Source organism: Microbacterium sp. UCD-TDU (assembly GCF_000340625.1).
Classification (GTDB): Bacteria; Actinomycetota; Actinomycetes; order Actinomycetales; family Microbacteriaceae; genus Microbacterium; species Microbacterium maritypicum.
This window is the reverse complement of the sequence record NZ_KB454447.1, coordinates 744,331-770,390: the sequence shown is the minus strand read 5'-3', so window position 1 is coordinate 770,390 and position 26,060 is coordinate 744,331. Positions and strand designations below refer to the sequence as shown.

Below are 26,060 nucleotides of genomic sequence, written 5' to 3'. Positions count from 1 at the left end.
AGCCCCCACCCCTCGAAAAATCCAGGAACCCGGCCGGGGGCGGACCACAGCCCGGGGGAGTGGTCCTCTCTCCCCGGCCGTTTTGGGCACCCCCATCGCGCGCACGCGCAAGGAAGTGAGGCATCGCATGGCCGATTCGACCGTCGCCCGCCTCGAGGTCACCTCGTTCGACGTCGCCGCGCTCCAGGTGTTCCATCGCAACCCGCGCCGTGGCGACGTGCGGGCGATCGCCGAGTCGCTCGCGGCGCACGGGCAGTACAGGCCGATCGTCGTCAACGTCGGCACGCACACCGGACGTCCGAACGAGATCCTCGCTGGCAACCACACCTACCTCGCGGCGTGCTCGCTTGGGTGGGCGACGGTGCAGGCGACGACCGTCGACGTCGACGACGCGACGGCTCACCGCATCGTGCTGGCCGACAACCGGCTCGCGGATCTCGGCGCGTATGACGAGGTCGACCTCGTCGCCGCCATGAGCGCCGCTGGAGATCTCTCCGGCACGGGCTACGTCGCGTCGGATCTCGACGAGCTGCTCGCGCAGTTGTCGGTGCCGGTGTCTCTGACGGACCCGGACGATGTGCCGGCGCTGCCGGATGCTGAGTCCGCGATCTCGCGCGTCGGTGACGTGTGGATGCTCGGCCCTCACCGGCTGCTCGTCGGCTCGTCCGGGGACCTCGAGGCGGTGCGCGCGGCGATGCCGGAGGGCGTGCTCTGGGATTGTGTTTGGACGGACCCACCGTACGGTGTCGACTACGTCGGCGGGACGGGTATGACGATCCAGAATGACGGGCCCGCTGCGGCGGTCGCGGTGTCGATCGCGTTCCTCGAGGTGGCTGCGCAGCTCGCTCGACCGGGCGCACCGGTGTACGTCGCTCATGCGGATGTGCTGCGCGTGCCTCTGCAGACCGCGATGGAGAACCTCGGCATCCACTACCGCCAGACCCTGATGTGGGTGAAGGACCGGTTCGTGCTCTCGCGTGCCGACTACCACTACCAGTCGGAGCCGATCCTCTTCGGCGAGGTCGAGGCTGACGTTGAGCGTGACCATGACCCGATCGCCTACGGCTTCACCGCCGGCGGCGAGGGGCGACTCGGCCGAGGCGGTCCGCGCTGGCACGGCGACAACCGCACGTCGACCGTGTTCGACGTGCGTCGCCCGTCGCGCTCCGCTGAGCACCCGACCATGAAGCCCGTCGAGCTCGTCGAGCGCATGCTCGTGAACTCGAGCGCGCCAGGCGCGTGGGTGGCCGATGGCTTCGGCGGATCCGGCTCCACGCTGATCGCCGCCCACCGGCTCGGCCGGAAGGCGTTCCTCGTCGAGCTCGACCCTGCCTATGCCGACGTCATCTGCCGCCGCTTCCAGGAGCACACCGGCATCGTGCCTGTTCGTGACGATGCGCCCGTCGACTTCACCACGGTCACCGCATGACCGAGCGTGAGGCGTGGAAGATCGCGCTCACCCTGTTCAAGGCCGGCGCGACGTACGAAGAGATCGCCCCGAAGGTCGGCGTCAAGACTGCGGCCGCGGCGCAGCGCATCGTCCAGAAGGCGATCGACGCTTCGACGATCGCGCTCGATCAGACCGCGTCTCGGATCATCGACCTCGAGCGGCTCGAGACCCTGCACCGGGTGTATTGGCCGAAGGCTCTCTCCGGTGACGTTGCCGCGTTCGACCGTGTGCAGAGGATCGCGGAGGACCGCCGGCGTCTGATCGGCGAACCGACCCGCGTGAAGAACGCGATCACCGAAGCGCTCGAGAAGTCGCTCGGCGCGCTCGACCTGCAGGACGCCGACGAGGCGCTCGTCGCGTCGTGCCGGCAGGTCGCTCGTCAGATCGATCACGCGGTCGCGAACGGCACTTCGCTCGAGGCGACCAAGGCGCTGTACCTGCTGCCGCATCTGTGGAACGGGCTGCGCGAGCTCGGCGCTACGCCGGCCGCCCGCGCCGCTCTGCAGGCATCCCTCCCGACGCCGGATGCGTCGGCCGAGACGGATGCGCCGAAGGGGGGTCCCGTTGACCTTGGCGACTTCAAGCAGCGGCGTCGCGGAAGCGGGGCCAGCTGACTTCACCGGGCTCGTCGGCTCGGAAGAGCCGCGGCTGTGGACGCGCCCGCTGCGGCCGCTGACTGAGGAGACCTCCCTCGGCTTCGAGGTGATCGAGTTCGCTCGACTGTTCCTGGGCATCGCCCTGTACCCGTGGCAGAAGTGGCTACTCATCCACGCGCTCGAGCTGAACGTCGACGGCACCTTCCGGTTCCGTCGCGTGATCGTTCTCGTCGCTCGCCAGAACGGGAAGAGCCTGCTTGCCGCGGTGCTCGCCGCCTGGTGGCTGTTCGTCGACTCGGACCGCTTCGAGGATCGGCTGCCGCCGTTCCGATTCAAGGTGCTCGGCACGGCGCAGAACCTCGACACCGCGCAGGACGTCTGGAACCTCACCGGGCGCTGGTGCGATGTCGAGAACGACGGGCACGTGGAGGCCCTCGCGAACCTGGTGCAGAAGGTGCAGCGGAAGAACGGCCAGCCCGGCATCTACCTCCGCAACGGCGCCCACTACGAGGTCCGCGCTGCATCTCGAAAGGGAGGCCGCGGCAAGGCGGCGGCACGAGTGCTGATGGACGAGATGCGCGAGCAGCAGACGTTCGACGCGTGGGACTCCGTCGCGCAGACCACCAAGGCCATCTTCAACTCTCAGCTCTGGGGGATCTCGAACGCCGGCGACGTGCGCTCGGTCGTGCTCCGAAAGCTGCGCGCGAACCTGCTCGTCGAGATCGAGGAGTGGCTGGCGCGCGGGCTCGACGAGCTCGAGGCCTACGCGAACGGCGAGATCGCTGCGTCGACGTCGGCGCTGTTCGAGTGGTCGGCCCCCGACGGGTGCGCACTCGACGACGTCGACGCCATCCTTCAGGCGAACCCGAGCATCGGACACGGCGAGATCACCGTCGAGATGTGCCTTCAGGACTCGCGCGACATGCTCGAGGCGAGCTACCGCACCGAGGTTCTCTGCCAGTGGGTCACCTCGAAAGTGCACTCGTTCATCTCGCCGAAGGAATGGCGGCCGCTCCACACTCGCGTTGCCGACATCAAGATCCCGCGCGGCGCCCGGACCGTCTGGGCGATCGACACCTCGACGCCTGACCGCTCCACCACCTGGATCGCCGCGGCGGTCATGACGGCTGATGGGCGACCGTTCACCACCGTGCACGCCCGGCGCGCCGGCATGCTGTGGGTGCCCGACTACATGGCCGAGCTCGCGGACTCATCCGGGCACAAGGAAGTCGTGATCCAGGCCCGTGGCACCGCGGCCGTCGAGTTCATCGAACCCCTCAAGGCCCTCGGCCTGCAGGTGCACGCGCTCGACGGCGGCGAGTTCGCCATGGCGACTGGAAGGATGCGCGATCGCGTCCGCGATCGCCGGCTCGTCGTTCTCGAGCAACCGCCCATCGATCTCGCGATCGAGGGAGGCGTCGTCACCCAGTACGCCGAGAACCTCGCCTGGTCGCGACACAAGTCGCAGCCCGTCGACATCGCCGGCCTCGTCGCAATGACCGAGGCGCTCTACGGACTCGAAGTACTCGAGCCCGCACCGCCGAAGGTCATCCCACCGCCGCCGCCGAAGGCGACGACGCTGCAGCGCGCACGCGGCCTCGACACGACCCGCTCATCGCGGGAGAGCGTCCGCACTCTGCAGTTCTGAAAGGAGGCCCCGAGTGGCCAAGGAAATCGGCTACCAGACGACCTCGCTCCCGACCTGGTCCGCACTCGCCGGCCAGGCGCACGAGACGAACCCACAGCTGGTGTGGCCGCTCTCTATCGATGCGTACGACAAGATGCGGCGGGAGGAACCGCAGGTCGTGTCGGTGCTCCGCGCGGTGATGCTCCCGATCCTCTCGGCGCACTACCAGCTTGACCCTGGCGAGGCTCGCGATGAAGTCGTGACGCGCATCGCCGCTGACCTCGGCCTCACCATCAAGGGCCGCGACCCCGTGCCACCGCACCGGACGAAGGGCCGGTTCTCCTGGCGCGAGTACCTGAGGTTGGCGCTGCTGTCGCTCATCTATGGCCACTCGATCTTCGAGCAGGTCTACGAGCCGGATGCCTTCGGGCTGCTGCGCCTGAAGAAGCTGGCCTGGCGGCCTCCGCGCACGATCTCGCAGTTCATCGTCGCGCCCGACGGAGGCCTCGAGGCGATCACGCAGCACGGGCTCCTGTCCGGCCAGCGCGGCGCGGTGAAGATCCCGATCAACCACCTCGTGGTGCACGTGAACGAGCGCGAGGGTGCGAACTGGATCGGCCAGTCGCTGCTCCGGTCGGCGTACAAGATGTGCGTGCTGAAGGACCGCGTGCTGCGGGTGCAGACGATGTCGATCGAGCGCAATGGCCTCGGCGTGCCGGTGTACACCAGCGCGCCCGTTCCGACGGGCGCGGACCCGGAGGCGCACAAGGACTGGGTCGAGTCAGAGAAGGACGCTGGCCTCCAGATCGCGCAGGACTTCCGCGCCGGCGACGACTCGGGCGCGTCGATCCCGAACGGCGCGAAGCTCGAGCTGCTCGCCCTCACCGGCAAGCTCCCCGACACGAACCGCCCGCTGCAGTACTTCGACGAGCAGATCGCCCGCGCTGTACTCGCTCACGTCCTCAACCTCGGCGGCGACGACTCGACCGGGTCGTACGCTCTCGGCGACACGCTCGAGTCGATCTTCACGAACTCGCTCAACGCCGTCGCGGCGGAGTTCGTCGATGTCACTCAGCAGCACGTCATCGAGGACTACGTCGACCTGAACTGGGGGCCGGACGAGCCCGCACCGCGACTCGTCGTTTCGAAGATCGGCGCTGACACTCCGGTCACCGCAGACGCGATCCGCGCTCTCGTCGACGCGAAGGTCATCACTCCCGACGAAGCGCTCGAAGGTCACGTCCGCGAGCTGATGCGGCTGCCCGCACGGCTCGCCGAGATCATCCCCGACGATGCGTCGCCGGCCGTCACACCTTCGGGAACCGACGAGCTGGTGACCGCGATCGCGACAGCGACGGATGCCGAGCAGGCGCGCTACGCCGCCGAGACGCTGCAGAAGGCATACCTCGGAGTCGACAAGGTGCTCACCCGTCGGGAGATCCGCGAGCTCGTCCGACGCTCCGGCGCGGATATCGACCCCGATGCCGCACCCGATTCCGAGCCGGTCCCGGCTCCCGTAACCCCCGAGGAGGAAGCCGCATGAACCCGTTCAAGCCGAACCGACCGCCGTCCGCTGCGCTCACCGCACGAGCCGAGATCCCGACGCCTGTCGTCGCGAACGGCGTTGCGACGCTTCGGCTCTACGACGTCATCGACGCGTGGGGCGGGGATTGGGGTGTCTCGGCCGGGGAGTTCAACGCCGCGATCGACGCGCTTCCCGACGGCATCACCGAGATCCGCCTTCTCATCAACTCGCCGGGTGGCGAGGTCTGGGACGGACTCGCGATCCTGAACGCGCTGCGCTCGCACCCGGCTCGCACGGTCGCTGTCGTCGAGGGCATCGCGGCATCCGCCGCTTCGTTCGTCGCGGCCGGCTGCGACGAGATGGTGATGTCTCGCAACTCCGAGGTCTACATCCACAACGCGATCGGCTACGCATCCGGCGACGCGGAAGTCATGCGCGCCGCGGCCGAGGACCTCGAGCGACTGGACCGCAACATCGCCTCGATCTACGCGGAGAAGTCCGGCAAGAGCATCGAGTACTGGCTCGCCGAGATGCCGAAGGACCGGTTCATGACCGCCGAGGAGGCGCTCGAGTCCGGCCTCGCCGATCGGATCGAAGGCACTGACGCAGCCGCGCCCGTCGCGCGCGCCCGGTTCGACATGTCGATGTTCGCGCGACCTCGGGGCGATCGCTCGCCGCAGGCCGCGCTCCCTGAACTCCCGAGCTCAACCGAGCCGGGTGACCCCAACCGAAAGGACGATCTCGTGGCTTACGAAGATCTGACGGCTGGCCTCCGCGAGCGGCTCGGTGTGACCGAGACCACCCTCACGGACGAGCAGCTCCTGGCGGCGCTGGACGAGTCTCTCGCCGAGCGCGCAGAACCCGACGAGGCGGCCGCTCCCGCTGCCGAGGCAGCCCCGGCCGCCGCCACCGTCGGCGAGGGCTCCGTCGTCGTCGAGGCGGGCGCGTTCGCCGAGCTGCAGCGACAGGCTGCGCTCGGTGCCACCGCTCATGCGACGCAGGAGACGCAGCGCCGCGAGGGCATCGTGCAGAACGCGATCAACGAGGGCCGCATCGCCCCCGCGTCGCGCGAGCACTTCCTCGCACTGCTCGGCAAGGACGAGGCAGGCACCGTCGCGGCGCTCGCTTCGTTCCCGAAGGGCACCATCCCCGTGGCCGAGATCGGCCACTCCGAGTCGGAAGCCGTGACCGACAACCAGCGCCTGGCCGCGAAGGCCGGCTGGGGCACGCCCAAGAAGGAGGCCTGAGATGGCTGACTACCTGCCCAAGTTCAACCCGGGCGCCCAGGTGCCGCTGACCGTCGGTGCAACGCCGGTCGTCGGCGGACGCCTCGTTGAGGTGTCGACCGCGAACGCGATCGTCCCCTCGGGGGCCGACTCCGCCAAGGTGCTCGGCGTCGCCGCGCAGGACGCGGCTGTCGGCGACCGTGTGACCGTGTTCGCCCGCTCCGGCGGCGTGCACCGGCTCACCGCATCCGGTGCCATCGCTGTCGGTGCTCGTGTGATCTCGGCTGCGGCCGGGAAGGTCGCGACCATCGGCGCCGGCACCAACGCCATCGGCATCGCCCTCGAGGCTGCTGCCGCCGACAACGACGTCATCGACGTCCTGTTCATCTGAGGGAGATGACGTGTCCTACACCTACCCGGTGAAGCACCCCGAGGGGACTCTCACCACCGCGGAGCTGCACCTGCTCCTGTCCAACCCGACGCTCATCGCGCACCGCGTGGCCGAGCTCGCCGACCAGAAGTTCATCGCGGACTTCCTGCTCTCGGGCCGGTTCTCCGGCCAGGGCGGCGGTCTCTTCTACGAGACCGGCGAGCCGATCTTCGCCGACGGAGACCCCGAGGCGATCTCGCCGCTGGGCGAGTACCCGACCGTGGTGCTCGAGTCGGGCGAGGTCGTGTCCGCGCGCACCGTGAAGTGGGGCCTCGACTCCGTGGTCAGCGACGAGAAGATCGCCCGCCAGGGCATCACCTACGTCAACCGCGGCATTACGCGCCTGGTCAACACGGTCGTCCGCCACGTCGACCGCGTCGCGATGGCCGTCATCGCCTCGCGCGTGACGAGCACCTTCGCGTCGGATTCGACGTGGACGACCGCAGGCAAGGCCGTCGAGGCGATCACCACCATCCAGGCGGAGCGCGCCGAGCTCGGATTCGGCATCGACCTCGAGACCGTCGTCCTGCGCCCCGCGCAGTACGCCAAGGTCATCGGCATGCTGATCGACGACAAGGCGCTGCCGCGCGAATCGGGGGAGACGGCCGTCGCCGGCAACCTGCCGGTCAACGCGCTCGGCCTGACGTGGGCGACCACGCCGCACTTCCAGGGTGCGAACCCGCTCCTGGTCGACCGTGAGCAGCTCGGCGGCATGGCCGACGAGGATCTCGGCGGCCCGGGCTACGTCCGCACCGAGGCGTTCGGCGTCGAGGCGAAGACGATTCGCGAGGAGAAGCCTGAGGGCTACACCCTCCGCGCTCGTCGCGTCACCGTCCCCGTCGTCACCGAGCCCCTGGCCGGCGTCGCGCTCACGAACACGGGGCTGTGATGAGTGCGCTCATCGTGACGGCCGCAGTCGCCGTCCTGCCCACTCGTGACGGTCGCGAACAGTACCTCTACCAGGGCGCTGTCTTCGACTCCGAAGCGATCACCGAGGAAGGCCTCGAGCACGCACGTGCTCAGGGTCTGATCGATAACGCTCCCGAGGTCGTGGAGGAGGAGCCCGTGGAGGCTGCGTTCTCGCAGGCCGACGTCGACGCCGCGGTGAAGACCGCGGTGGACGCGAAGGACGCCGAGCTCGCCCAGGCCCGCAAGGCCGTCGAGGAGAAGGCGCGCGAGGTCACCGCCGCGGCGAAGCAGCTCGAGGCCGACACGTCGGCCTTCGAGGCCGCACAGGCCGAGGCCAAGAAGGTAGACGCCGCGAAGGCGTCGGCCGCGAAGACCGCTGCCGCGAAGCAGCAGTCCTGACGAAAGGGGGCGGTGATGCCCATCACGCATTCCGATATCACGACGGACGAGGACCTCGGCCGTCGGGTGCTGGTGCGCGCCGGCATCATCGCCCCCTGCCTCGCCACGCTCGACCCGGCGACCGAGGCGGGGAAGAACGCGATCGCGATTCTCAAGGGTGTGATTGCCGAGCTCCCCGCCGCGGGATCCCGGCGGACCAGGGCCCTCAGCCGCAACGGCACCTCGATGTCGTTCGCCGCGATCGATGCAGCGTTCGACGCCGACGCGCGCCTCTCTCTGCAGGCGATCTGTGGCCTCGCAACCAGCGCCACGCTACCGGCGGGGCGCTTCCCGAAGAGCCGCCCGCTCCAGGGCCTCTGGCCCACGGAGGACTACTCGTGAGCTGGCCGAGCTGGTTCTTCTTCCCTCACGTCGTCGAGGTCCAAGACCTCACCGGCTCCGGAGGCATGGGCCAGACCTTCGGGTCGAAGCGGAATGTCGACGCCGAGGTCATCGACGAGCGCTCGCTCGTCATCGGCCCCGACGGGCGCGAAGTGGTTTCGAACACGCGCGTCACCGTGCCACTCGACGCGAATGTGACTCTCGGCTCGAAAGTGACCGTCTGGCCCGGCGGTAGCGCCGAGCGACAGGCGAAGGTCGTGCGCGTCGGTCGCGACGAGAACGACCCGCCGCTGCCATCGCACCTCGTGCTCTACCTGACCTGATCGGAGGCCTGTCGTGAAGATGGAGAAGCCGCTCCTGTCGATCTACGAGAAGGCCGCGCAGACCGCGATGCGGCGCGCAGGCCGACAGGTCCTGGCGACAGCGAAGGAGAGAAGCCCGACCCTCACCGGAGAGTCCGACGAGTCCGGTTTCGTCGCCACTGACGACCTCACGGTTCAGGTGGGGTTCACCTCGCTAGTCTCCCGGCTCCAGCACGAGGACCTCGACAACAAGCACCCGCAGGGTGGCGAGCCGAAATTCCTCGAAACGGCATCCGACGAAGTCGACATGGAGCAGATCGCGGCGGAAGAACTGCGGAAGGGGCTCGGCGCGTGAACGACTCCACCCTCACTCGTCTCGTCTGCTCGCTGCTCGCCGACCTGCCTGGGTGGGAATGGCGACCGCTCGGCCCCGACTACCAGGACGACGAGACCGCGATCTTCTACGGCGCCATCGACGCCACCCCCGACCGAGCGATCGGCGCCCGCGTCTACTCCGGCACTGACGATCCCGTGAAGGTGCTCTCGTCTCGCCGTATGCAGCTCCGCTTCCGGGGCCGCCCCGGACGCGTCGACGACGCCGACAACATGGCGGACCTTGCTTTCCTCCGCCTCCAAGGGGTCTCCCGAGTGGGAGGCATCAGCGGTATCCGCCGCGAATCCATGTCGCCTTCCACGGCAGACGACACCGACCGCCAACAGCGGACGGACAACTACACCCTCATCCTCGACAATCAGGAGGCATCACCATGAACAAGGTCCCCCTTCCCGCCGGCGCGACACTCGGAAAGTCCTTCGAGTACGGCCTCGACCTGAACCTCGCCACGACGCTGGCGCCGTTCTGGCAGCCGTTCCGCCGCATCAGCGGGTTCCAGCCCACGCCGACGCCGACGAGCCAGGACGCCCAGACCTACGACGACCGCGGTGCGCCGAACAGCGACATCACCGGGTGGAGCATCAACCTCGCCTTCGTCGCGCAGGTGAACCGCATCCTCTCGACCGGTCTCTATCTGCCGGAGGTCGAGGCGATCCTCGCGCGCACCGGCCCCGAGTCCACGGGCGAGCTCGCCGTCATTGAAGCGCGCTGGTATCACAAGCCCGCGCTCGGTGCCCCGAACCCGACCGACGCAGGCCAGGGGTTCTTCACGGTCTCCGCGCAGCGCCAGAACACCGGACCGGCGGGTGAGATCGAGCAGCTCGCCATCACCCTCACCGGCAAGGGCGAGTACTGGAAGATCCCGAACCCGTTCGTGGGCTGGGACGTGGAGAGCGCGCCGACCATCAGCGGCATCACGCCCGCCGGTGCCCTGTCCAACGAGCTCGTGACCATCACGGGCACCGGCCTCGTCGAGGCAACCTCGGTCACCTTCGATGGCCTCCCCGCCGTCGACTTCCTCGCGCTGAACGGCGCGACGATCGTCGCCACCCTCCCGGAGGACACCGCCGGGCCCGTGCCCGTCGTCGTCACCACCCCGGCCGGCGCCGCGACGGCATTCACCTACACGCGAGGGGAGTGACCCATGGCATCCGCTTCCGACTTCGAGTCGTGGGCGGAGCCTGACCTCGTCATCCCGCTGGGCGGTCAGACCTTCCGGGTCCGGCCGCCCAGCGTGGACGACGCTGCGAAGGTTCTCGCTTGCGCTGTCCGCGGCGAGGTCAACCTCGGCATCGTCAAGGGAGAGATCCCCGACGAAGTCCAGGCGGTGCTCGACACCATCGGCCCGGACGATCACCCAGCTCTCGGCGAGACGTACCAGGAGATGAAACAGGCAGGCCTGTCGCCGGTCACGATCGACCGCTTCGGCTACTACGCCGTCTTCTACTGGGCGCGGGGTGAGGAGTACGCCGACACGCTCGCCCGTCTGCTGTTCACGCCGCGCGTGACCGACAACCTGTTCCCCGACGACGGCGGTGAGGCGAGCCCAAAAGACTGATGACGGTCGAGGACTGGGCGGAGTACGGCGTCGGCGAGCCTGACGCCGACGGCATCTACCCCGACTACCGGATGCCGCCCGCTGAGGTGCGCCCGGAGCCCACCGCGCCCGTCAACACTTCGGTCCCCGACATCGACCGGTCCTGGCTCGCGATCGTGACGCATTGGCGGCTCGTCATCGCCGACCTGGCGCAGTACTTCCAAGTCGACCTGTACGACCGCACCGTCCGCGCCCGCCCGTGGATGGGCGTGCGAACGATGATCTTCGCCCTACTCGAGATGCCGGAGTCCCGGCTTCGGAGGGCGCTCACCCGGAGGTGAATCCGCATGGCTCTTCGCGCCGCCGAGATCGAATCGCTCTTCACCGCCGACCTCTCGCAGATCGCGAAGGCTGAGAAGACGATCAAGGACACCGGTGAGCGGATCGAGAAGAAGCCGATCAAGGTCGACGCCGACGCGAAGGGCGCACTCGACGGCATGGACCGCGTCGAGGAGGCCGCTAAGCGCATCGTTTCGAAGGACACGATCGCAACCGTCGACGCGAACATCGAGCGCGGCGAGAAGTCACTCGACCGCGTCCAGAAGCGTCTCGACTATCTCCACTCGGTCGAGACGACGATGGACGTCAAGGCGGACATCTCCCGAGCCGAGGCCTCCCTCTCGAAGGTCTCGCGCAATCTCGACGGGCTGAAGGCCGCCCGAGCCACCATGGAGGTGGACGCCGACACCTCGAGTGCCGAGGCCGAGCTGAAGCAGCTCCCGGACAAGGCGAAGGGCGCGGGCGACACCGCAGGCAAGGGATTCGTGGGGTCGCTGGATGCCGCCACTCGCGGTGCTGGTGAGAAGGTCGGCTCCGCGGTCGGCGATGGTGTCGAGGAGACGCTCATCAAGGCGCTCTCGGCCATCCCTGTCGCCGGCGGCATCGTGCTCGCGGGTGTGGCGATCGGCAAGGCGATCACCTCCGGGATCGAAGACGGCCTGAACGTCGAGGTCCAGTTCGACCGGCTCGAGGCACTGACCGGCATCTCCGAGACCGATGCGCTCCGCTTGGGGCGTGCGGCCGGCGAGGCGTATGCGAACGTGTTCGGCGAGTCGATCGAGTCGAACATGGACACCACGCGGCTCGCTCTGCAGTTCCGAATCATCGACCCGGCTGCGACGACGCGGGACGCACAGCTCGTCATCCAGGGACTGTCCGGCATCGCCGACGTGCTCGGCGAAGAGGTGCAGCCGGTCGCCGCCGCGACGGCGTCGATGCTCAGCTCCGGCGTAGCGAAGTCCTCGAAGGAAGCGTTCGACATCCTCGCGACCGGCGCCCGCAACGGTGTCAACCGGGCAGAGGACTTGCTCGACACCTTCACCGAGTACCCCGCCCTGTTCGCCCGTCTCGGGCTGTCCGGTCCCGAAGCCCTCGGGCTGATCAACCAGGGACTGGCGGCCGGCGCGCGTAACAGCGATCTCGCCGCCGACGCACTCAAGGAATTTCAGATCCGAGCGACCGATGCCTCAGAGGCGTCCGCCGAGGGATTCAAGGCCCTCGGCTTCGACGCCGAGGTGATGACAGCGAAGATCGCCCGTGGCGGTCAGGAGGCCCGCGACGGCCTGCAGGAGGTCCTGCAGAAGCTGCGCGAGACCGAAGACCCGGTGGTGCGGAACGCGGCCGCCGTGGCCCTCTTCGGCACGCAAGCGGAGGACCTCGGATCCGCACTCTTCGCGATGGATCTGTCGACCGCTGTCGATCAACTCAACGGCGTCACCGGATCTGCGCAGAAGATGTTCGACACCCTGGCAGGGAACGATGCAACGAAGATCGAGCAGGCTCAGCGCAACATCGAGGTCGCAGCGGACGGCATCAAGGGTGCCCTCGCGGGTGCATTCTCGGAGCCACTCGGCGACTTCGCTGACTGGGTATCCCAGAACCGGGGCCCCGTGCTGCAGTTCTTCTCCGACCTGATCAACGGGGCGATCGACTTCGGCATCTCATCGACGGAGGCGTTCGGGTCGTTTGTCTCCGGGCCACTCGCTGAGGCGGTCGAGGGGATCGCTGGCATCGTCGACTTCTTCAACGGTGCCGAGGGGCGGCCGAAGGAACTTGACGACCTCGCCGCCAGCATGCGCGACTTCGACTCCACGACGGACGACGCCGTGAAGACCCTCGAGGGCATGCGCTCCGAGTTCAACGGATTCGCCGACGGGCAGATCGCGCTCGGCTACGTCAACGACGCAGCACTGCGCACCGCCGACGCCGTGTCGAAGGTCGGCCTCGCCGTCGACGGCACACGCTTCTCGATGGACGAGCTCGACACTTCGAACCTCTCAGCGACGTCCTCCGGACAGGCGCTGCTCGAGCAGCTCGATGCGTCGGCCAGTTCGCTATGGTCCGAGTACGAAGCGGCGATCGCGGCGGGGGAGTCGCAGGACAACCTGCAGGCTCGGTACGAAGGTACCCGCGCGGCTCTGATGGACCAGCTCACTGCAATGGGGCTGACCCAGGAGCAGGCGCAAGCGCTCATCGACACTGTGCTGCAAACGCCCGATGAGGCATCGACGTACTTCTCGTCGAACGCACCGCAGGAGAAAGCAAAGGTCGACGAGCTCAACCAGCGAGTGATCACCCTGGCTGACGGGTCTGTCGTCGTCTACGCGGACACCGCGCCGGCCCAGGGGAGTCTCGATCGGTTCATCACGCTCAACAACGGCAAGAGGCTCATGCTCTACGCCGGTCTCAACATCGAAGATCCCGCCGGGCGTTACGCGAACGGCGCGATCGTCGAGTTCATGGCCAGCGGTGGTATCCCTGGGACGACGCCGATGGCGTCGTTGGCGCAGATGGTGCCGCCCAACACGTACCGGGTGGTCGGTGACCGCTCGGACGTCGACGAGCTCTATGCGCCGCTGGACGGATCTGCGAGGTCCTGGTCCCTGCTCATGGAGGGATTCCGGCGGATGCCGGGGTCACCTCCGCTGATGGGGTCGGGCGACGTCATCGGGCCGAGCACGTCGCGCACAACGCCACTGGCCGATGGTCAGCGCGTCGTGCTCGTCGTCGGTGAGCAGGAATTCAACGGGTACGTCACAGCACAGGCCGGAGCCGTTGCGGCCGAGCGGGGGCGTCAAGTCGCGAGCGACATTCGCGGGCGGAGGAGGCGGGACTCGTGAGCTCTCTCACACCCTTCACGGACATGGCGCCCGTTCCTCGGGTTCTGATCGACGTACCGATCTCGGAGTTCCCCGCAGGGGCGGCGACCGTCACGGTCGTCCGCCTCTGCGAGGGGCGCACGATGGAGGTGCGGGGCGGGAAGCGACTTCCAGTCACGTCGCCCATCATCCTGGTGGACCCAGAACCCGGGTTCGGGGTCGCCAACGCATACACGATCATCGGTCGCAACTCGACGGGCGACGTGGTCGGCTCGTGGCCGATCGGCTCTGTCGTCGTCAATTGCGACCGGGTCGTCATTCAGCAGCCACTCGACCCTCAACTCGCAGTCGAGGTGAAGCGGCTGGCTGGGATGGCGGCAACGTTGACGCGCGAGACACCCGGAAGCCTGGTCTATCCACAGGGCGAGGGACTACCCGGGTTCGTCGGGCTGGGGCCGCGTCAGGGGCTAAAGGATGTTCCGCTGCTGATCCGAGTCGAGTCGACAGCGGACGCGGACATGCTGCAACGGACCCTCGGAACGTACGGCGATGATCGGCAGTTGCCGATCTGGCTGGTTCGTACCCCTCCTGGTCAGCGGCTTCCGAGGATCTTCTTCTGTCGGGTGCGGGAGCTCGAGGAGCTCGATAGCTCCTGGTGGTCCGACCGGGTGCAGTTCCGCACCTCGGTGACAGAGGTGCGTCCTCCTGCGGTCAGCGTCTCCGGAATCGCACTCACACATTCGGACATGAAGGTGTTCTTTGCCACGCACACGCAGGTGAAGGCACGCTATGCGACGCACTCCGATATCAAGCGGGATACGTCGTTGATCGGAGCGGCAGATGCGTGATGTCTCCCAAGCAATGCGGGAGGTCCTGGACGATCTCGACTACTCCGTTGACTGGGTCGCCGATCTGAACTACGACGACATCCCGCTCGCTCAGAACCTGCTTCTTGATGCGCCCCGATTCTCCTGGGATGCCGGCAGTCAGATCCAGGGGAAGGGCTCATGCACGATCCTCTGGGATGACATCTTCGAGCAGTCGATCGTTCCACGACAGATCGGTGACCTGTTCTCACCGTTCGGCGCCGAGTTGCAGGTCGACGTCATCATCTCGGCGGGCGACTTCCGGGAACGCGTCTCGATGGGCCGGTTCGTGTTGGACTCCGTCCCATCGGCGGTCGAGTATGCGATCCAGCATCCTCACGGTGGTCGCCCGGTGGTGGTCGAGTCGACGGTTCAGCTTGACCTCGCCGACTACTTCCTTCGCATCTCACGAGATCGGTTCGCGTTCCCTGCGTCGCCGAAGTCTGCATCGATGTGGGACGAGGCACAGCGGCTGACCGGACTGCCCGTGTTCCGATCGATCCCCGACCGCACTCTGCCGACTGCGATCACCTACGACGAGGACCGGCTCGACGCGCTCGACAAGGTGTTCGGCCCCTCGAATGCGTGGCCGGCGCTAACCCCGAACGGTGCGCTGACGGCGATGCCGAAGACCTGGCCAGCCCCGGTCGGACGCATCAGCCGCGTCATGTCCGCGCCTCTCGAGATGCGGTCCGAGAACGTCTACAACCGTGTGGTCGTCGAGGGCAAGAACCCTGACCCGTCCGGGCCGGTGCTCCGCGCGGTGGTCGAGATCAGGGACGGATACCTGCGGGTCCGCAACCGTGACGGCTCCCGCTCGCCGTTCGGCGGGAACACGTACTTCTACCAGTCGGACATGCTCACGACTCAGCAGCAGTGCCAGGCGTACGCCGAGGAGCTCCTGCCGCAGGTGTCCCGGATTCGTTCCGTGACCCGGCGCCTCGTCGAGCCGTTCAACCCGCTTCGGGAGCTCGGGGACGTGTACGTCTTCGCCGACCCGACACGTGGCGGCGAGGAATCCACGGTGCGGGTTCGCGGCATCGAGCACAGCGGCGCGCAGACCGTGACCACGGTGGAGGTGAAAGCGTGACTGACGAAGCAGACGCTATGGCAGGACGGTTCGGCGATACGCCGCGGGTGCTGCTCCGCCGTGGCGTGTTCGCTGGCGTCAGTTCGGGCATCGCGCTCGTGGACATGGGTGACTCCCGGTTCGCGTGCGACTGGGGCACCGGGTACGTCCCAACCCTTGGGGAGACCGTGCAAGTGCTGACGGTCAACGACCGACACGTCCTGCTCCCAGCGAAGGCGCTTCCCGGCACGGGCACGGTGATGACGACCAGCGCCGTGCTCGTCACTGTGCAGACGATGGCCGGCACGTTCTCGATGCCGTTCGTCGGAGCGGCCCCCACGTCGGGGCAGATCGTCGGCCTCTCCTGGTCCGAGCAACCGTTCTGCATCGGCGCACTGTCCGTCCAGCCGAAGCCACCCGATCCGGTCCCCAACCCCGGAGGCGGCAACCTCCGGTCGGCGACGTTCCAGATCCTCGACACTGGATCACACAACGTCGGCTCGTCGAACTACTGGCAGGCCCAGCCCTGGGCGTCGAACTCGACGTTCGGCGGCTGGTTTTACGGCACTCAGATCGCCGACACGATCCCGGCCGGCGCGACCCTCGCGTCGCTCGAGTTCTACGTCTCCTGGCAGTCGCGGTTCGGCGGGTCGCCGAACTTCGGTCTCCACGGGCTCGCGAGCAAGAGCGGGCAGCTGTCGTTCAACAACGTCGCCGCCTGGAATCCGGACAGCGGATGGCAGACGCCGCCGAACGCCGCCGCATGGTTCGCCGCGCTGAAGGCGGGCGGCGGCCGCCTCGGCGTCGGCCTCAGCCACGGCGGGTTCAACAAGTTCTCATCCCGCGCGCAGGACGCGATGTCGGGAGCACTTCGCATCAGTTGGAGGTCATGATGGGCAGCACCAAGATCAACGGGAAGCGCATCTTCGATGACGTGTACGCCTTCCCCCAGGACTCGCAAGCGCTCGCGGACGACATCTGGGACGCGTATGTCACCCGCATCGGCACCGCCTCGGCACGCGGCCTCATTCCACCGGGCGAGCTCCGTGACGGGATCGTGTTCCGGGAGACGGATACGGGCCTGATCTGGCTCCGAGATGCGGGGGACTGGAAGGTCATCGGCGGTCGCACACCCTCCGCGCTGATGCGCCGCACCGCGACGACTCTCAGCGCCGCGACCGGCGACTACCGCAACATCTCCGCAACCGCCGCATGGTCCGCGACAGGCGGGCAGATGCGAGGCGGCATGTCCTACAACAACGGCATCATCGTCCCCATCGATGGCTGGTACGAGGTGGGGTGGGCACTGCGTGGGCTTGATCCCGCCCCAGCCACGATCGTCGGCATCGCGGTCAACAAGGACACCGGCGTCGGCGGTGACGACATGTGGGCCATCGGGCACATGCTCGTCAACATCGTCACGATCGGAACGGCATCCGCGAGGGTCAAGCTCAACGCGAACGACAAGCTCACCCTCTTCGCGTACGCCTCTTCCGGGACAACGACGATCGTCCCGAACCCGTCTGCTGGAAAAGTCCAGACATCCCAGTGGGGCGCCCGCTGGGTGGAAGCGGCATAGGCCGTCGAAGCGCCCGATCTCAACGATCTCTTCTCGAGAGGACAACCATGAACTGTCTGTGGCCGAACGGCTCCCGCACCCAACCCCACATCTCTTCGGGCTACGGGCCGCGAAAGGCACCTGTCGCCGGTGCATCCACCTTCCATCGCGGGACGGACTTCACTGGGTGGAGCGGAATCCGTGCGATCGCCGACGGCACAGTCGTCGCAGTCGGCACCCCTTCTGGATGGGCCGGAGGTGGGTTGCAGGTCTGGGTTCAGCACAGCGGGTTCATCGCGCGCTACCTGCACCTGTCGTCTTGGTCGGTGCGTGTCGGGCAGGCTGTTGTCGCGGGGCAGAACCTCGGCGTCATGGGTAAGACCGGCAACGTGAGCGGCGTCCATCTGCATCTCGAGATCGCGCCCGGTGGGGGCGCCCAGGTCGACCCGGTGCCGTTCTTGCGTGCGCGCATCAGCGCCGCAGCATCCGGCGAGTGGCCCGCACGCGCGCGCTATGGCGAAGCGCACGTGCGCGCCGTGCAGGAGAAGGCAAACCGCCTGGGCGCGACGCTCGACGTCGACGGCAAGGACGGTCCCTCCACTCAGGCATGGGTGCGGGCGTTCCAGGGTGCCCACGGCCTCACTGCGGACGGGGTCGCGGGACCGCTCACCGTCACTGCCATCGACGTCGCGCTGCTTGCCGCCGGCGGGAAGCTCGACGTCGATGGGAACTTCGGACCGGCGTCCATCGCAGCCCTCCAGCGCGCGCTCGGCGTCCGTGTCGATTCCCAGATGGGACCGATCACCGTATCGGCCCTGCAGGCCGCGCTCGGCGTCACCGTCGACGGCTCCGCGGGACCCGCGACGGTGCGCGCGCTGCAGACGATGCTCGGCGTCGCCGTCGACGGTCGCTGGGGACCTGACACGACTCGTGCCCTGCAAGCGTGGCTGAACGCGGGCAAGGCCATCACGAAGCCTGCGCAGCCGAGCGGGCCGAAGATCGGCCGCAACGCGACCAGCCGACCCACGGCAGATATCCAGCGTCTCGTCGGTGTGAACCCGGACGGTGACTATGGTGCCGACACGACTGTGAAGGTCATCGCATGGCAGGCCGCGAACGGCCTCGACGCAGATGGCGTGTGGGGGCCGGCGAGCGACGCGAAGGGCTTCCCGTCGACGCCGCTCCCAGAAGCGCCCAAGCCCGCGACGCGCACGGCCACTTACCCGGCCTCGAAGGCGGGTTATACCTCGCCGCTCACTTCGGACCGTGCGGCCGGCGACGTCATCCGTCGCCTCATCGTGCACCACTGCGCCGCGACAAGCGACCAGCTCTCGTACTTCCTGACGAAGAATGAGCGCGGGTCCGCGCCCACCTGGTACGTCCGTTCCGACGGGTCGGTGATCGAGACAATCGCGCCGGCCAAGAAGCCCTCGTCGACGAGCTCGGCGAACAGCGGCTCGGTGGCGATCGAGACTCAGAACACCAGCGGCGCACCTGCATGGGGCATCAGTGAAGCTTCCCACGAGGCGATCGCGAGCATCGCGGCCTGGCTGTCTCGGCAGACGTCGCTCGACGGCGTCCCCGTCGAGTTCGTCCTCGACCGCGCGCACCTCATCGGGCACAACGAGGCCGGCGTGAACGCGACCGCATGCCCGGGGCCGAGCATGGACCTCGATCGCATCGTAAAGCGCGCCCGAGAGATCGCCGCGCCGCCCGTCACACAGCCGGAGCCGGTGCAGGTAGACCGCTCCATCCTGCAGGGCTGGTTCGACAAGCTCAAGCAGCTGCTGGGCGGAGGGAGTTGATGCGCGGGCAGAACGTGCGGCACGGGCAGAAGCGGCGGATGCCGTGGTCCATCCGTGTGCCGATCGCCTTCCTCGTCGTGCTCATCCCGATCACGGCGGTCATGCTCTGGATCTGGATCGATGCGCTCGTCGGCTGACGCGCGGCATCACGGTCACCACGGAGGGGACTCGCATGGACTGGTGGGTCGCTCCACTCGTCACCGTTCTGGTGGCACTCATCGCAGCCTCCGGCGTGTGGGCAGGCGTCCTGCTCACACGCCGGTACCAGCTGCTCACCCGACAGGATGCCGAGCGCGCTGCAAACGAGAAGAGACATCGCGAGACGCAGCAGCAGAAGCTCCGAGCGGTGAGCTACGCGTCGCGGCTGCGCGCACACATCGAGCGCGGCGATCCGCCGCCTCCCGAGGATTGGCCGGAGGGGATCTATGACTGAGTCGAGGAAGCGCCGTTTCGGCGTCGCGCTGTTGCTCATCCTGTTGAACTCGTTCGCGATCATCGGCGTCATCGTGCTCGGCGTCGTCGCGTTCCAGCAGAGTGAGCGCGCGGCGACCGCCGAAGCGCAGGCCGCCGCCGAGTCCGAGCAGCGAGGGCAGGACATCGAAGCGCTGCGGGACCAGGTCTACGAGCTCGGCGAGACGCCCGTCGTCGCATCGCCCACGCCCTCCCCTTCGTCCCCGCCGTCGACCCGCGATGGTCGGGACGGAGAAGACGGACAAGACGGCCAGGACGGGCAGAACGCCACCCCGGCTCAGGTTGCCGTGGCCGTCGCCGAGTGGTGCGCGGCGAACGGTAACTGCATCGGCGCGACCGGCCGCCCGGGAACGAACGGCAACGACGGCCGCGACGGCCAGGACTCCGTCATCCCCGGACCGATGGGACCGCAGGGTCCCGCAGGACCGGTGTGCCCCGATGGGTACACCGCCAGCACCGTCTGGGTCGCGATCGCCGATTCCGCGGACGGAACCTTCGCACCCCAGCAGGCGACCATCTGCCGCATCACATCCGCGCCGAGCCCGGCGCCGACCGAATCAGGAGAACCGACACCATGACCAAGCTCACCAACCGCGCCTGGTGGAAGGCGGCCGCGCTCCGTGGCATCTACACCGCCGTGGCGATCGCACTGCCGTACGTCGGTGGCGCGCTCATAGCCGAGATCGCCTGGCTCACCGCGGCCTCCGCTGCGGTGCTCGGCTTCCTGGCATCGATCGCCACGTCGCTCGCTGGCCTTCCCGAGGCCGAGGGTGTCGACCTGCCGTGGTGGCTCGCTGCCGTCGAGCGAGTCGTGAAGACGTTCGCCCAGGCTCTCGCCGCCGGATTCCTCGGCGCGACGCTGCTCACCGATGTGGCATGGTCGACGGTCATCCAGGCCGCCGCGATCGCCGCTCTCACCTCGCTGCTGCGCTTGATCCTCTCAACGCTGCCAGCCGACCCGACTCCGACCATCGCCATGGTCGAGACCGTCGACAGCACATGGACCGCTGAACCGCAGACGGCACCCGACCTCCGCGCCCAGGTTCGCGAACATCAGGACCGCACATTCCCCTGAGATCGCCTCTCACGACGAAAAGACCCCCACCTAGCCTTCGGGCCGGGTAGGGGTCTTTCGTCGTTTGCGGGGAATCAGCGCGTTGGCGGAGCCTGCTGCTCAGGTCGAGCTGCGAGGATGCTCCAACGGGTGGGCGGCAATCCCTGGTCGCGGCGAGCCTGTTCTGCGTTCGCCTCGAGCACGCCGGCACGTACGGCCGAGACGACGAGGCGGTATCCGATCCAGAGAACGAGGGCGGTCAGACCGAGCGCCAGGATCAAGATGATGAGCGGCCAGATGATGAGCATTTCGAACACGGGGCTCCTGTCGGGGACGTAGTAGGTCTCTTGTTCGTACGGTAGTGGGGCCGGACGGTGTCCGCCTTCATTGCGTCGCTGGGGTATCAGGGACCTCATACCACGTCTTGTCTCTTGGGTAGTCGCCAGTGTCCACCCAGTGGGAGAGGCGACGCCGGAGAGCCAACTTCGCCGCGACGTGATCCCAGAAGGTCTCCGGCGAGACGTTGCGGCCAGCGTCGTCTCGTTCGACGCGCTGGTAGAACTCGGCAAGCTCAGCACCCTCTATCTCCACCCACTGCAGGACGGGGGCGTCGTGTCCGAATCCGTTCTCGACAGAGGTCATCACCATCGCGTCGTGTTCGTCGGCCGGGTGGCGTCCGGTTTCAACGACGTCGATGTAGGTGAGCATCGCCTGGTATAGGCGGAAGCGCCGTTGCCGCGCGTCGAGTCGTTCCTGTGCGTCATGAACTTCCTTCTGCAGGCGGTGCGCTTCCATCTGCAAGGCGTTTCCGCGCTTCGTCTGCAGGAGCGCGAGAACCGTCAGCACGATCGTAACTAGGGCGCCAAGGCCCGCGATCAGCGTGTCGAGTGTGAGGGTCCAGGATCCCGGGTTGGCAGCTGACGGGGGAGTGGTGGCTGCCAGGACGACGGAGACGATGAGCATCTCACAACCCTAGAGTGGAGCTGTGCCCGACCACGCTCGGCGTGCGGTGATCGGGCATCGACCGTCGGTGCTGGCCGAGCGCGATCCACGGGTCCAAGCCTGGAAGCGTGCGTAGCGCCGTGGTGAGCGTGATGATGTCGGCGTCCTCGAAGTAGCCCACCCACGTTCCTACGGACTCGGCGAGAATGTCGTCGCGGTCACCGGCTGTCGCGAGCAACTCTGCGATCACGGGTGCAGGGTCGACGGTGTACCGGTTGCGGGAGCAGATCGCGTCGAGCGTGACGCTCAGAGCGACGTCGGGGGAGAGTCCTCGTGAGGGCATGGCCGGATGTCCTTTCTCCGGCCGAGATGATGAGTGTACGTCGGCGCGTGGACGTCAGCCACCGCGGATGCCTGGACCGTCGAAGTCGGGCGGGACCACGACGGCGGCGAACTCGGCGGCGTGGTCATCGAGGTATCGGCAATGCTCGCACCAGAAACCCCGGCGATCGTCGACCATTACTGTGCCGCAGTTGGGGCAGCGAGGTTGCACGAGATCGAGGTCGTCCATCCGGACAGCGTATGTCGGAGGCTTGGTGCAGGGTAGTGCCATGACTCATCACGTCTCTCGCGCGGCGCGCGCAGAAATGACCCGTGCACACGCCGGCATCGTCACCGCATTCGTTGCCGGGGATGAGAAGGCGCGCACTCAGCAGGTGGCTTCCATCGTCCGTGAGCACGCGCAGACGGCGGCGGGCGACCCTGCGGTCTTCGCAGTCCTAATGGGCAAGCAGGTCGAGGCTGGCGCCGTCGTTACCTTCACGGTCTTGCGATCACTCTCGAAGCGCCTCGGCTTGAGCGATGCGGAAACGCAGGCGATCATCGCGCAGGCGGTCGCGCAAGTCGACGAGTCCGCCTTTCCCGAGTGAGCCCGGCCGAGCTGCTCGCATTTGAATCTCGGTGGCCAGGACATACTCCCGACAAGTGCGAGGTGATTCGAGGCGAGCTCGGGCTGACGCCGGCGCGCTACTACCAGTTGCTCCATCGCGCGGCTGTCTCGCTCGAGGGGATCGCTGCGGAGCCGATCACCGCGCGTCGGGTTCGAGATCAGGCGGAGAGCCGCGCGGCCGCGCGCGATCGCCGCATGCGCGCCGCCGCATGATCCTGGCCGGTGCCCACATTTTGCCCACCGTTCGCCCCATCACGTGCCGCCTTCAACTTTCGCTTACCCACGCTTCCGCCGCGTGATCTCGCGGCCGTGACGCCAGAGTGCGGAGCGAGGCATAGTTCGATTCCCCCCAGCTCCACCACGTCGCTGTCACACAGGAATGAGGCCCGCCTCTCCCCGGAAACCGGGAGAGGCGGGCCTTTCTGCGTCGGGGGCGGCAACACGAGAACGACCCGATGCCTTCGCTCGGGTGCGAAGGCATCGCGACGCGGTCGAAAGCAGCCGGGGGCGCTCTATATTGAGGTCTGTGGACAACATTTCGGAACTAGCCACGAGCGGTCTCACCAGGACCGAGGTCGCCGAACGCGTCGCCGCCGGCAAGACCAATGCGTTCGTCGCCGATACGAGTCGCAGCGCGTGGAGCATCGTGCGTGCGAACGTGTTCACCCTCTTCAACGGCATCGTCTTCGCCTGCTTCTTCGTGTTGTTCCTCGTCGGGCGATGGCAGGATGCCCTCTTCGGACTCGCGGCGTTCGCGAACGCGATCATCGGGTGCGTGCAGGAGTTCCGGGCGAAATCCGCACTCGACCGTCTCGCCCTGATGAACGCACCGCGCGCGCTGGTCCTCCGAGACGGTGAGGAGGTCGAGGTCGCTCCGGGAGAGGTCGTCCTCGACGATGTCCTCGTGTTCCGGGCCGGCGAGCAGGTGCCGGCCGACGCGCGGGTCCTCACCGCGCGAGGGCTCCAGATCGACGAGTCGATGCTCACGGGGGAGTCGGACCCGGTGGAGAAGCAGCCCGGCGACGACGCGCTCTCGGGAGCCGTGGTCGTTGCGGGAGAGGGAACCGCGACCGCGACACGCGTGGGCGCCGACTCCTATGCGAACCACTTCGCGGGTGAGGCCAAGCGCTTCTCTCTCGTCTCCAGTGAGCTGCGCACATCGGTCAATCGGGTCTTGAAGTGGGTCAGCTGGATCATCGGCCCGGTCGGGCTTCTCGTCCTCAACGCGCAGATCATCGTTCTCGGCGGTTACTCCACGGTCTTCTCGAGCGGCGCCTGGGTGCAGGCGGTCGTGAACACCATCGCTTCGCTGACGGCGATGATCCCACTCGGCCTCGTCCTCATGACGAGCATCGCCTTCGCGGTGGGAGCGTCACGGCTCGCCCGCAGGCAGGTGCTGGTGAACGAGCTGCCGGCGGTGGAAGGCCTCGCGCGCGTCGACGTGGTGTGCCTCGACAAGACCGGCACGCTCACAGTCGGCGAGATCGGGTTCGACGAGGCGCACCGCCTCGACGGGCTCACCTCGCCGCAGGAGGAGGACGCGGCGGCGGTGTTGGCGTGGTACGCCGCGTCGCCCGATGCGAACGCGACCGCACGGTCGATGCGAACGGCCTACCCGGTCATCTCGCCGGTCGTCGTCTCGGGCTACATCCCGTTCTCGTCCGCACGCAAGTGGAGCGCGGTCTCGTTCGCCGAGGTGCCTGGGACATGGGTCGTGGGGGCGCCGGAGATGGTGTTCGGTGATGCGGCGACGTCATCGGCCACGCAGCTCGGTCGCACCGTGACGGCGTTGGCAGAGACCGGCCGACGCACGCTGGTCCTCGGCTACGCCGGCTCGGCGCTCTCCGAAGCCGATGTCGATGCCGAACGGCTCCCTGACGGTCTCAGGCCCATCATCGTGCTCACCTTCAGGGAGCAGGTGCGCCCCGACGCTGCGCAGACCCTCGCATACTTCGGGCTCCAGCAGGTCGGCATCCGCATCATCTCGGGCGACAACCCTCGCACCGTGGCAGCCATCGCGCGCGAGGTCGGTCTCGACGTCGCCGAAGGGTTCGATGCCAGGGGGCTTCCCGAAGACGATGCCGAACTCGCCGACGTGCTCGACCGGCACACGGTGTTCGGACGCGTCACCCCCGAGCAGAAGAAGCGCATGGTCACGGCGCTGCAGAGTCACGGGCACACCGTCGCGATGACCGGCGACGGCGTCAATGATGCCCTCGCCATCAAAGCGGCCGACATCGGGATCGCGATGAATTCGGGCTCGCCCGCCACCAAGGCCGTCGCCAGGCTCGTGCTGCTGGACGGACAGTTCTCGCACCTGCCGGATGTCGTCGCCGAGGGGCGCCAGGTCATCGCGAACATCGAGCGCGTGTCGATGCTGTTCCTGAACAAGACGGTCTATGCGACGCTCTTGGCGATCATCTTCGGTGCATTCGTCCTGGAGTTCCCATTCCTGCCGCGTCAGCTGTCCATCACCGACGGCCTCACCATCGGCATCCCCGCCTTCTTCCTCGCGCTCATGCCCAACGCGGCGCGCTACGTCCCGGGGTTCCTCAGGCGGTCACTCAGCTTCGCGATCCCTTCGGGTATCGTCGTCGCCCTGGGACTGACCTGGTACACGTTCGTCGCGCACGGACTGGGCGTGCGCGAGGAGCAGCTGCGCACAGGAGCCACGGTCATCCTCGCCGTCGTGGGCATCTGGGTGCTGGCTGTCCTCGCGCGCCCGCTCAACCGGTTCAAGGTGGCCGTCGTGGGGGCGATGTTCATCCTGCTCGTCGCCGTATTCAGCATTCCGCTGGCCAGACAGTTCTTCGTGCTCGTCGACCCCGGGCTGGAGCTCGCCGTCGCGCTCACCGGGATCACGATCGTCATGGTCGCCGCGATCGAGGTCGTGCGGCTGCTGCACCGCCGCCTCGTGCTGTCGCCGCCGTCGCGGAAGGATCCGGGCGTCGCCACCAGTGCATCCGCACCGCCGGTATCCGCTCCCCGGGTCGTCGCCGGCGTCATCACGACCGTGGTCGCCGTCCTGGCGTACGCTTTCGGCGCCGTGGCGACCGGGTTCGGCATCCTGGTGTTCCTGGGACGCTACGACCCGGATGTGAGCGCCTCGGTGTTCTCCCTCACCGGGGCGGCCATCGCGCTGTTCGGCCTCCTCGTCTTCGCGGTCGCCGCCGGCATCCGCCGGGGGAGCGGACTCTCGCGCCTCATGCTCACGATCTTCCTCGGGCTCGCGATCGCGCTCAGCGTGATCGTGCTCGCCTTCGGGGACCGCTGGGACTGGGGAGCCGCCCTGACGGCCGCGTTCGCAGCCGGGATCATCGTTCTGCTGTGGACGCCGCCGGTGTCGCGCACCTTCGGACGCATCCTCGAGAGCTCGATGGGTTCAGCGGCCCCGTAGCGGGCGCTGACGTCG

At 67.8% G+C, this 26,060-nt stretch carries 32 protein-coding genes; 28 read left to right on the top strand and 4 right to left on the bottom strand.

Annotation, left to right across the window (positions count from 1 at the left end):
* The first annotated feature begins 127 nt into the window (after positions 1–127).
* From D514_RS34025 to D514_RS33910, 25 genes are all read left to right on the top strand, one after another.
* A complete protein-coding gene (locus tag D514_RS34025) occupies positions 128–1,429 on the top strand; it encodes a DNA methyltransferase (protein ID WP_017830863.1) in 1,302 nt (433 codons plus the stop codon).
* A complete protein-coding gene (locus tag D514_RS34020; RefSeq protein ID WP_017830862.1) occupies positions 1,426–2,064 on the top strand; it encodes a hypothetical protein in 639 nt (212 codons plus the stop codon). The genes D514_RS34025 and D514_RS34020 overlap by 4 nt, the downstream gene beginning before the upstream one ends.
* Positions 2,021–3,694 (top strand): hypothetical protein, encoded by a 1,674-nt coding sequence (locus D514_RS34015; RefSeq protein WP_017830861.1) that lies wholly within the window; start codon positions 2,021–2,023, stop codon positions 3,692–3,694. Before D514_RS34020 ends, D514_RS34015 begins: the two co-directional genes overlap by 44 nt.
* Before the next feature lie 13 nt (positions 3,695–3,707).
* Entirely contained in the window at positions 3,708–5,216 is a 1,509-nt protein-coding gene (locus D514_RS34010) for a hypothetical protein (protein WP_017830860.1), read from the top strand.
* The gene (locus D514_RS38180; RefSeq protein WP_017830859.1) at positions 5,213–6,445 is read left to right on the top strand and encodes a head maturation protease, ClpP-related; all 1,233 of its coding nucleotides are present in this window, start codon (positions 5,213–5,215) and stop codon (positions 6,443–6,445) included. Before D514_RS34010 ends, D514_RS38180 begins: the two co-directional genes overlap by 4 nt.
* A 1-nt stretch (position 6,446) precedes the next feature.
* Entirely contained in the window at positions 6,447–6,815 is a 369-nt protein-coding gene (locus D514_RS34000; RefSeq protein WP_017830858.1) for a DUF2190 family protein, read from the top strand.
* 10 nt (positions 6,816–6,825) lie between these two features.
* Positions 6,826–7,743, top strand: coding sequence for a hypothetical protein (locus D514_RS33995; protein WP_017830857.1), 918 nt, complete (start codon positions 6,826–6,828; stop codon positions 7,741–7,743).
* Positions 7,743–8,162 carry a hypothetical protein gene (locus D514_RS33990; RefSeq protein WP_017830856.1) on the top strand — a complete coding sequence of 140 codons (420 nt, stop codon included), beginning with the start codon at positions 7,743–7,745 and terminating at the stop codon, positions 8,160–8,162. Before D514_RS33995 ends, D514_RS33990 begins: the two co-directional genes overlap by 1 nt.
* Positions 8,163–8,177: 15 nt before the next feature.
* Complete coding sequence (locus tag D514_RS33985) at positions 8,178–8,543, top strand: hypothetical protein (RefSeq protein WP_017830855.1); 366 nt, start codon at positions 8,178–8,180, stop codon at positions 8,541–8,543.
* Entirely contained in the window at positions 8,540–8,866 is a 327-nt protein-coding gene (locus tag D514_RS33980) for a hypothetical protein (RefSeq protein WP_017830854.1), read from the top strand. The genes D514_RS33985 and D514_RS33980 overlap by 4 nt, the downstream gene beginning before the upstream one ends.
* Positions 8,867–8,879: 13 nt before the next feature.
* The gene (locus D514_RS33975; RefSeq protein WP_017830853.1) at positions 8,880–9,200 is read left to right on the top strand and encodes a hypothetical protein; all 321 of its coding nucleotides are present in this window, start codon (positions 8,880–8,882) and stop codon (positions 9,198–9,200) included.
* The gene (locus D514_RS33970; RefSeq protein WP_017830852.1) at positions 9,197–9,616 is read left to right on the top strand and encodes a minor capsid protein; all 420 of its coding nucleotides are present in this window, start codon (positions 9,197–9,199) and stop codon (positions 9,614–9,616) included. Before D514_RS33975 ends, D514_RS33970 begins: the two co-directional genes overlap by 4 nt.
* Positions 9,613–10,380, top strand: a complete 768-nt coding sequence (locus tag D514_RS38175) for a phage tail tube protein (protein ID WP_031206225.1) — start codon at positions 9,613–9,615, stop codon at positions 10,378–10,380. Before D514_RS33970 ends, D514_RS38175 begins: the two co-directional genes overlap by 4 nt.
* 3 nt (positions 10,381–10,383) lie before the next feature.
* Entirely contained in the window at positions 10,384–10,797 is a 414-nt protein-coding gene (locus tag D514_RS33960) for a hypothetical protein (RefSeq protein WP_017830851.1), read from the top strand.
* On the top strand, positions 10,797–11,117 hold the full coding sequence (locus D514_RS33955) for a hypothetical protein (protein WP_017830850.1): 321 nt from the start codon (positions 10,797–10,799) through the stop codon (positions 11,115–11,117). Before D514_RS33960 ends, D514_RS33955 begins: the two co-directional genes overlap by 1 nt.
* Positions 11,118–11,123: 6 nt before the next feature.
* On the top strand, positions 11,124–13,955 hold the full coding sequence (locus D514_RS33950; protein ID WP_017830849.1) for a phage tail tape measure protein: 2,832 nt from the start codon (positions 11,124–11,126) through the stop codon (positions 13,953–13,955).
* Positions 13,956–14,077: 122 nt separating this feature from the next.
* Positions 14,078–14,782: a hypothetical protein gene (locus tag D514_RS33945; RefSeq protein WP_236610975.1), complete on the top strand. Its 705-nt coding sequence runs from the start codon at positions 14,078–14,080 to the stop codon at positions 14,780–14,782.
* A complete protein-coding gene (locus D514_RS33940; RefSeq protein WP_144053058.1) occupies positions 14,775–15,890 on the top strand; it encodes a hypothetical protein in 1,116 nt (371 codons plus the stop codon). The genes D514_RS33945 and D514_RS33940 overlap by 8 nt, the downstream gene beginning before the upstream one ends.
* Complete coding sequence (locus tag D514_RS33935; protein ID WP_144053057.1) at positions 15,887–16,762, top strand: hypothetical protein; 876 nt, start codon at positions 15,887–15,889, stop codon at positions 16,760–16,762. The genes D514_RS33940 and D514_RS33935 overlap by 4 nt, the downstream gene beginning before the upstream one ends.
* Positions 16,762–17,448 (top strand): hypothetical protein, encoded by a 687-nt coding sequence (locus D514_RS33930; RefSeq protein ID WP_017830845.1) that lies wholly within the window; start codon positions 16,762–16,764, stop codon positions 17,446–17,448. Before D514_RS33935 ends, D514_RS33930 begins: the two co-directional genes overlap by 1 nt.
* A gap of 47 nt (positions 17,449–17,495) precedes the next feature.
* Positions 17,496–19,232 carry a peptidoglycan-binding protein gene (locus D514_RS33925; protein ID WP_081603929.1) on the top strand — a complete coding sequence of 579 codons (1,737 nt, stop codon included), beginning with the start codon at positions 17,496–17,498 and terminating at the stop codon, positions 19,230–19,232.
* A complete protein-coding gene (locus D514_RS39015) occupies positions 19,232–19,369 on the top strand; it encodes a hypothetical protein (RefSeq protein WP_017830843.1) in 138 nt (45 codons plus the stop codon). The genes D514_RS33925 and D514_RS39015 overlap by 1 nt, the downstream gene beginning before the upstream one ends.
* Before the next feature lie 35 nt (positions 19,370–19,404).
* Positions 19,405–19,665, top strand: a complete 261-nt coding sequence (locus D514_RS33920) for a hypothetical protein (protein WP_017830842.1) — start codon at positions 19,405–19,407, stop codon at positions 19,663–19,665.
* On the top strand, positions 19,658–20,281 hold the full coding sequence (locus D514_RS33915) for a hypothetical protein (protein ID WP_031206223.1): 624 nt from the start codon (positions 19,658–19,660) through the stop codon (positions 20,279–20,281). The genes D514_RS33920 and D514_RS33915 overlap by 8 nt, the downstream gene beginning before the upstream one ends.
* Positions 20,278–20,778: a holin gene (locus D514_RS33910; RefSeq protein WP_017830841.1), complete on the top strand. Its 501-nt coding sequence runs from the start codon at positions 20,278–20,280 to the stop codon at positions 20,776–20,778. Before D514_RS33915 ends, D514_RS33910 begins: the two co-directional genes overlap by 4 nt.
* Positions 20,779–20,852: 74 nt before the next feature.
* Here D514_RS33910 and D514_RS33905 read toward each other — a convergent pair whose 3' ends face one another.
* The 4 genes from D514_RS33905 to D514_RS39010 form a co-directional block, all read right to left on the bottom strand.
* Positions 20,853–21,074, bottom strand: coding sequence for a hypothetical protein (locus tag D514_RS33905; protein ID WP_144053056.1), 222 nt, complete (start codon positions 21,072–21,074; stop codon positions 20,853–20,855).
* A 67-nt stretch (positions 21,075–21,141) separates the two neighbouring features.
* Positions 21,142–21,720 (bottom strand): LapA family protein, encoded by a 579-nt coding sequence (locus D514_RS33900; RefSeq protein WP_017830839.1) that lies wholly within the window; start codon positions 21,718–21,720, stop codon positions 21,142–21,144.
* A 1-nt stretch (position 21,721) separates the two neighbouring features.
* Positions 21,722–22,042: a hypothetical protein gene (locus D514_RS33895; protein ID WP_017830838.1), complete on the bottom strand. Its 321-nt coding sequence runs from the start codon at positions 22,040–22,042 to the stop codon at positions 21,722–21,724.
* Positions 22,043–22,096: 54 nt separating this feature from the next.
* Complete coding sequence (locus D514_RS39010; RefSeq protein ID WP_186004850.1) at positions 22,097–22,270, bottom strand: hypothetical protein; 174 nt, start codon at positions 22,268–22,270, stop codon at positions 22,097–22,099.
* Positions 22,271–22,310: 40 nt separating this feature from the next.
* Between D514_RS39010 and D514_RS33885 the strand changes: the two genes are divergently transcribed.
* The 3 genes from D514_RS33885 to D514_RS33880 all read left to right on the top strand — a co-directional run bounded on the left by D514_RS33885 (position 22,311) and on the right by D514_RS33880 (position 26,045).
* A complete protein-coding gene (locus D514_RS33885; RefSeq protein WP_144053055.1) occupies positions 22,311–22,628 on the top strand; it encodes a hypothetical protein in 318 nt (105 codons plus the stop codon).
* The gene (locus D514_RS38530) at positions 22,625–22,861 is read left to right on the top strand and encodes a DUF3263 domain-containing protein (protein WP_031206221.1); all 237 of its coding nucleotides are present in this window, start codon (positions 22,625–22,627) and stop codon (positions 22,859–22,861) included. Before D514_RS33885 ends, D514_RS38530 begins: the two co-directional genes overlap by 4 nt.
* 313 nt (positions 22,862–23,174) lie before the next feature.
* Positions 23,175–26,045 (top strand): HAD-IC family P-type ATPase, encoded by a 2,871-nt coding sequence (locus tag D514_RS33880; RefSeq protein ID WP_017830834.1) that lies wholly within the window; start codon positions 23,175–23,177, stop codon positions 26,043–26,045.
* Positions 26,046–26,060: the final 15 nt, after the last annotated feature.

Excerpts from the sequence above, each read along its gene's own strand:
- D514_RS33945 (WP_236610975.1), top strand. The coding sequence starts at position 14,078 with ATGGAGGTGCGGGGCGGGAAGCGACTTCCAGTCACGTCGCCCATCATC.
- D514_RS34020 (WP_017830862.1), top strand. The coding sequence starts at position 1,426 with ATGACCGAGCGTGAGGCGTGGAAGATCGCGCTCACCCTGTTCAAGGCC.
- D514_RS38180 (WP_017830859.1), top strand. The coding sequence starts at position 5,213 with ATGAACCCGTTCAAGCCGAACCGACCGCCGTCCGCTGCGCTCACCGCA.
- D514_RS33895 (WP_017830838.1), bottom strand. The coding sequence starts at position 22,042 with ATGCCCTCACGAGGACTCTCCCCCGACGTCGCTCTGAGCGTCACGCTC.
- D514_RS33910 (WP_017830841.1), top strand. The coding sequence starts at position 20,278 with ATGACCAAGCTCACCAACCGCGCCTGGTGGAAGGCGGCCGCGCTCCGT.
- D514_RS33990 (WP_017830856.1), top strand. The coding sequence starts at position 7,743 with ATGAGTGCGCTCATCGTGACGGCCGCAGTCGCCGTCCTGCCCACTCGT.
- D514_RS33960 (WP_017830851.1), top strand. The coding sequence starts at position 10,384 with ATGGCATCCGCTTCCGACTTCGAGTCGTGGGCGGAGCCTGACCTCGTC.
- D514_RS33925 (WP_081603929.1), top strand. The coding sequence starts at position 17,496 with ATGAACTGTCTGTGGCCGAACGGCTCCCGCACCCAACCCCACATCTCT.
- D514_RS39010 (WP_186004850.1), bottom strand. The coding sequence starts at position 22,270 with ATGGACGACCTCGATCTCGTGCAACCTCGCTGCCCCAACTGCGGCACA.
- D514_RS33950 (WP_017830849.1), top strand. The coding sequence starts at position 11,124 with ATGGCTCTTCGCGCCGCCGAGATCGAATCGCTCTTCACCGCCGACCTC.
- D514_RS33915 (WP_031206223.1), top strand. The coding sequence starts at position 19,658 with ATGACTGAGTCGAGGAAGCGCCGTTTCGGCGTCGCGCTGTTGCTCATC.
- D514_RS38175 (WP_031206225.1), top strand. The coding sequence starts at position 9,613 with ATGAACAAGGTCCCCCTTCCCGCCGGCGCGACACTCGGAAAGTCCTTC.
- D514_RS33955 (WP_017830850.1), top strand. The coding sequence starts at position 10,797 with ATGACGGTCGAGGACTGGGCGGAGTACGGCGTCGGCGAGCCTGACGCC.
- D514_RS34025 (WP_017830863.1), top strand. The coding sequence starts at position 128 with ATGGCCGATTCGACCGTCGCCCGCCTCGAGGTCACCTCGTTCGACGTC.
- D514_RS33900 (WP_017830839.1), bottom strand. The coding sequence starts at position 21,720 with ATGCTCATCGTCTCCGTCGTCCTGGCAGCCACCACTCCCCCGTCAGCT.
- D514_RS39015 (WP_017830843.1), top strand. The coding sequence starts at position 19,232 with ATGCGCGGGCAGAACGTGCGGCACGGGCAGAAGCGGCGGATGCCGTGG.
- D514_RS33885 (WP_144053055.1), top strand. The coding sequence starts at position 22,311 with ATGACTCATCACGTCTCTCGCGCGGCGCGCGCAGAAATGACCCGTGCA.
- D514_RS33985 (WP_017830855.1), top strand. The coding sequence starts at position 8,178 with ATGCCCATCACGCATTCCGATATCACGACGGACGAGGACCTCGGCCGT.
- D514_RS34000 (WP_017830858.1), top strand. The coding sequence starts at position 6,447 with ATGGCTGACTACCTGCCCAAGTTCAACCCGGGCGCCCAGGTGCCGCTG.
- D514_RS33930 (WP_017830845.1), top strand. The coding sequence starts at position 16,762 with ATGGGCAGCACCAAGATCAACGGGAAGCGCATCTTCGATGACGTGTAC.
- D514_RS33940 (WP_144053058.1), top strand. The coding sequence starts at position 14,775 with ATGCGTGATGTCTCCCAAGCAATGCGGGAGGTCCTGGACGATCTCGAC.
- D514_RS33920 (WP_017830842.1), top strand. The coding sequence starts at position 19,405 with ATGGACTGGTGGGTCGCTCCACTCGTCACCGTTCTGGTGGCACTCATC.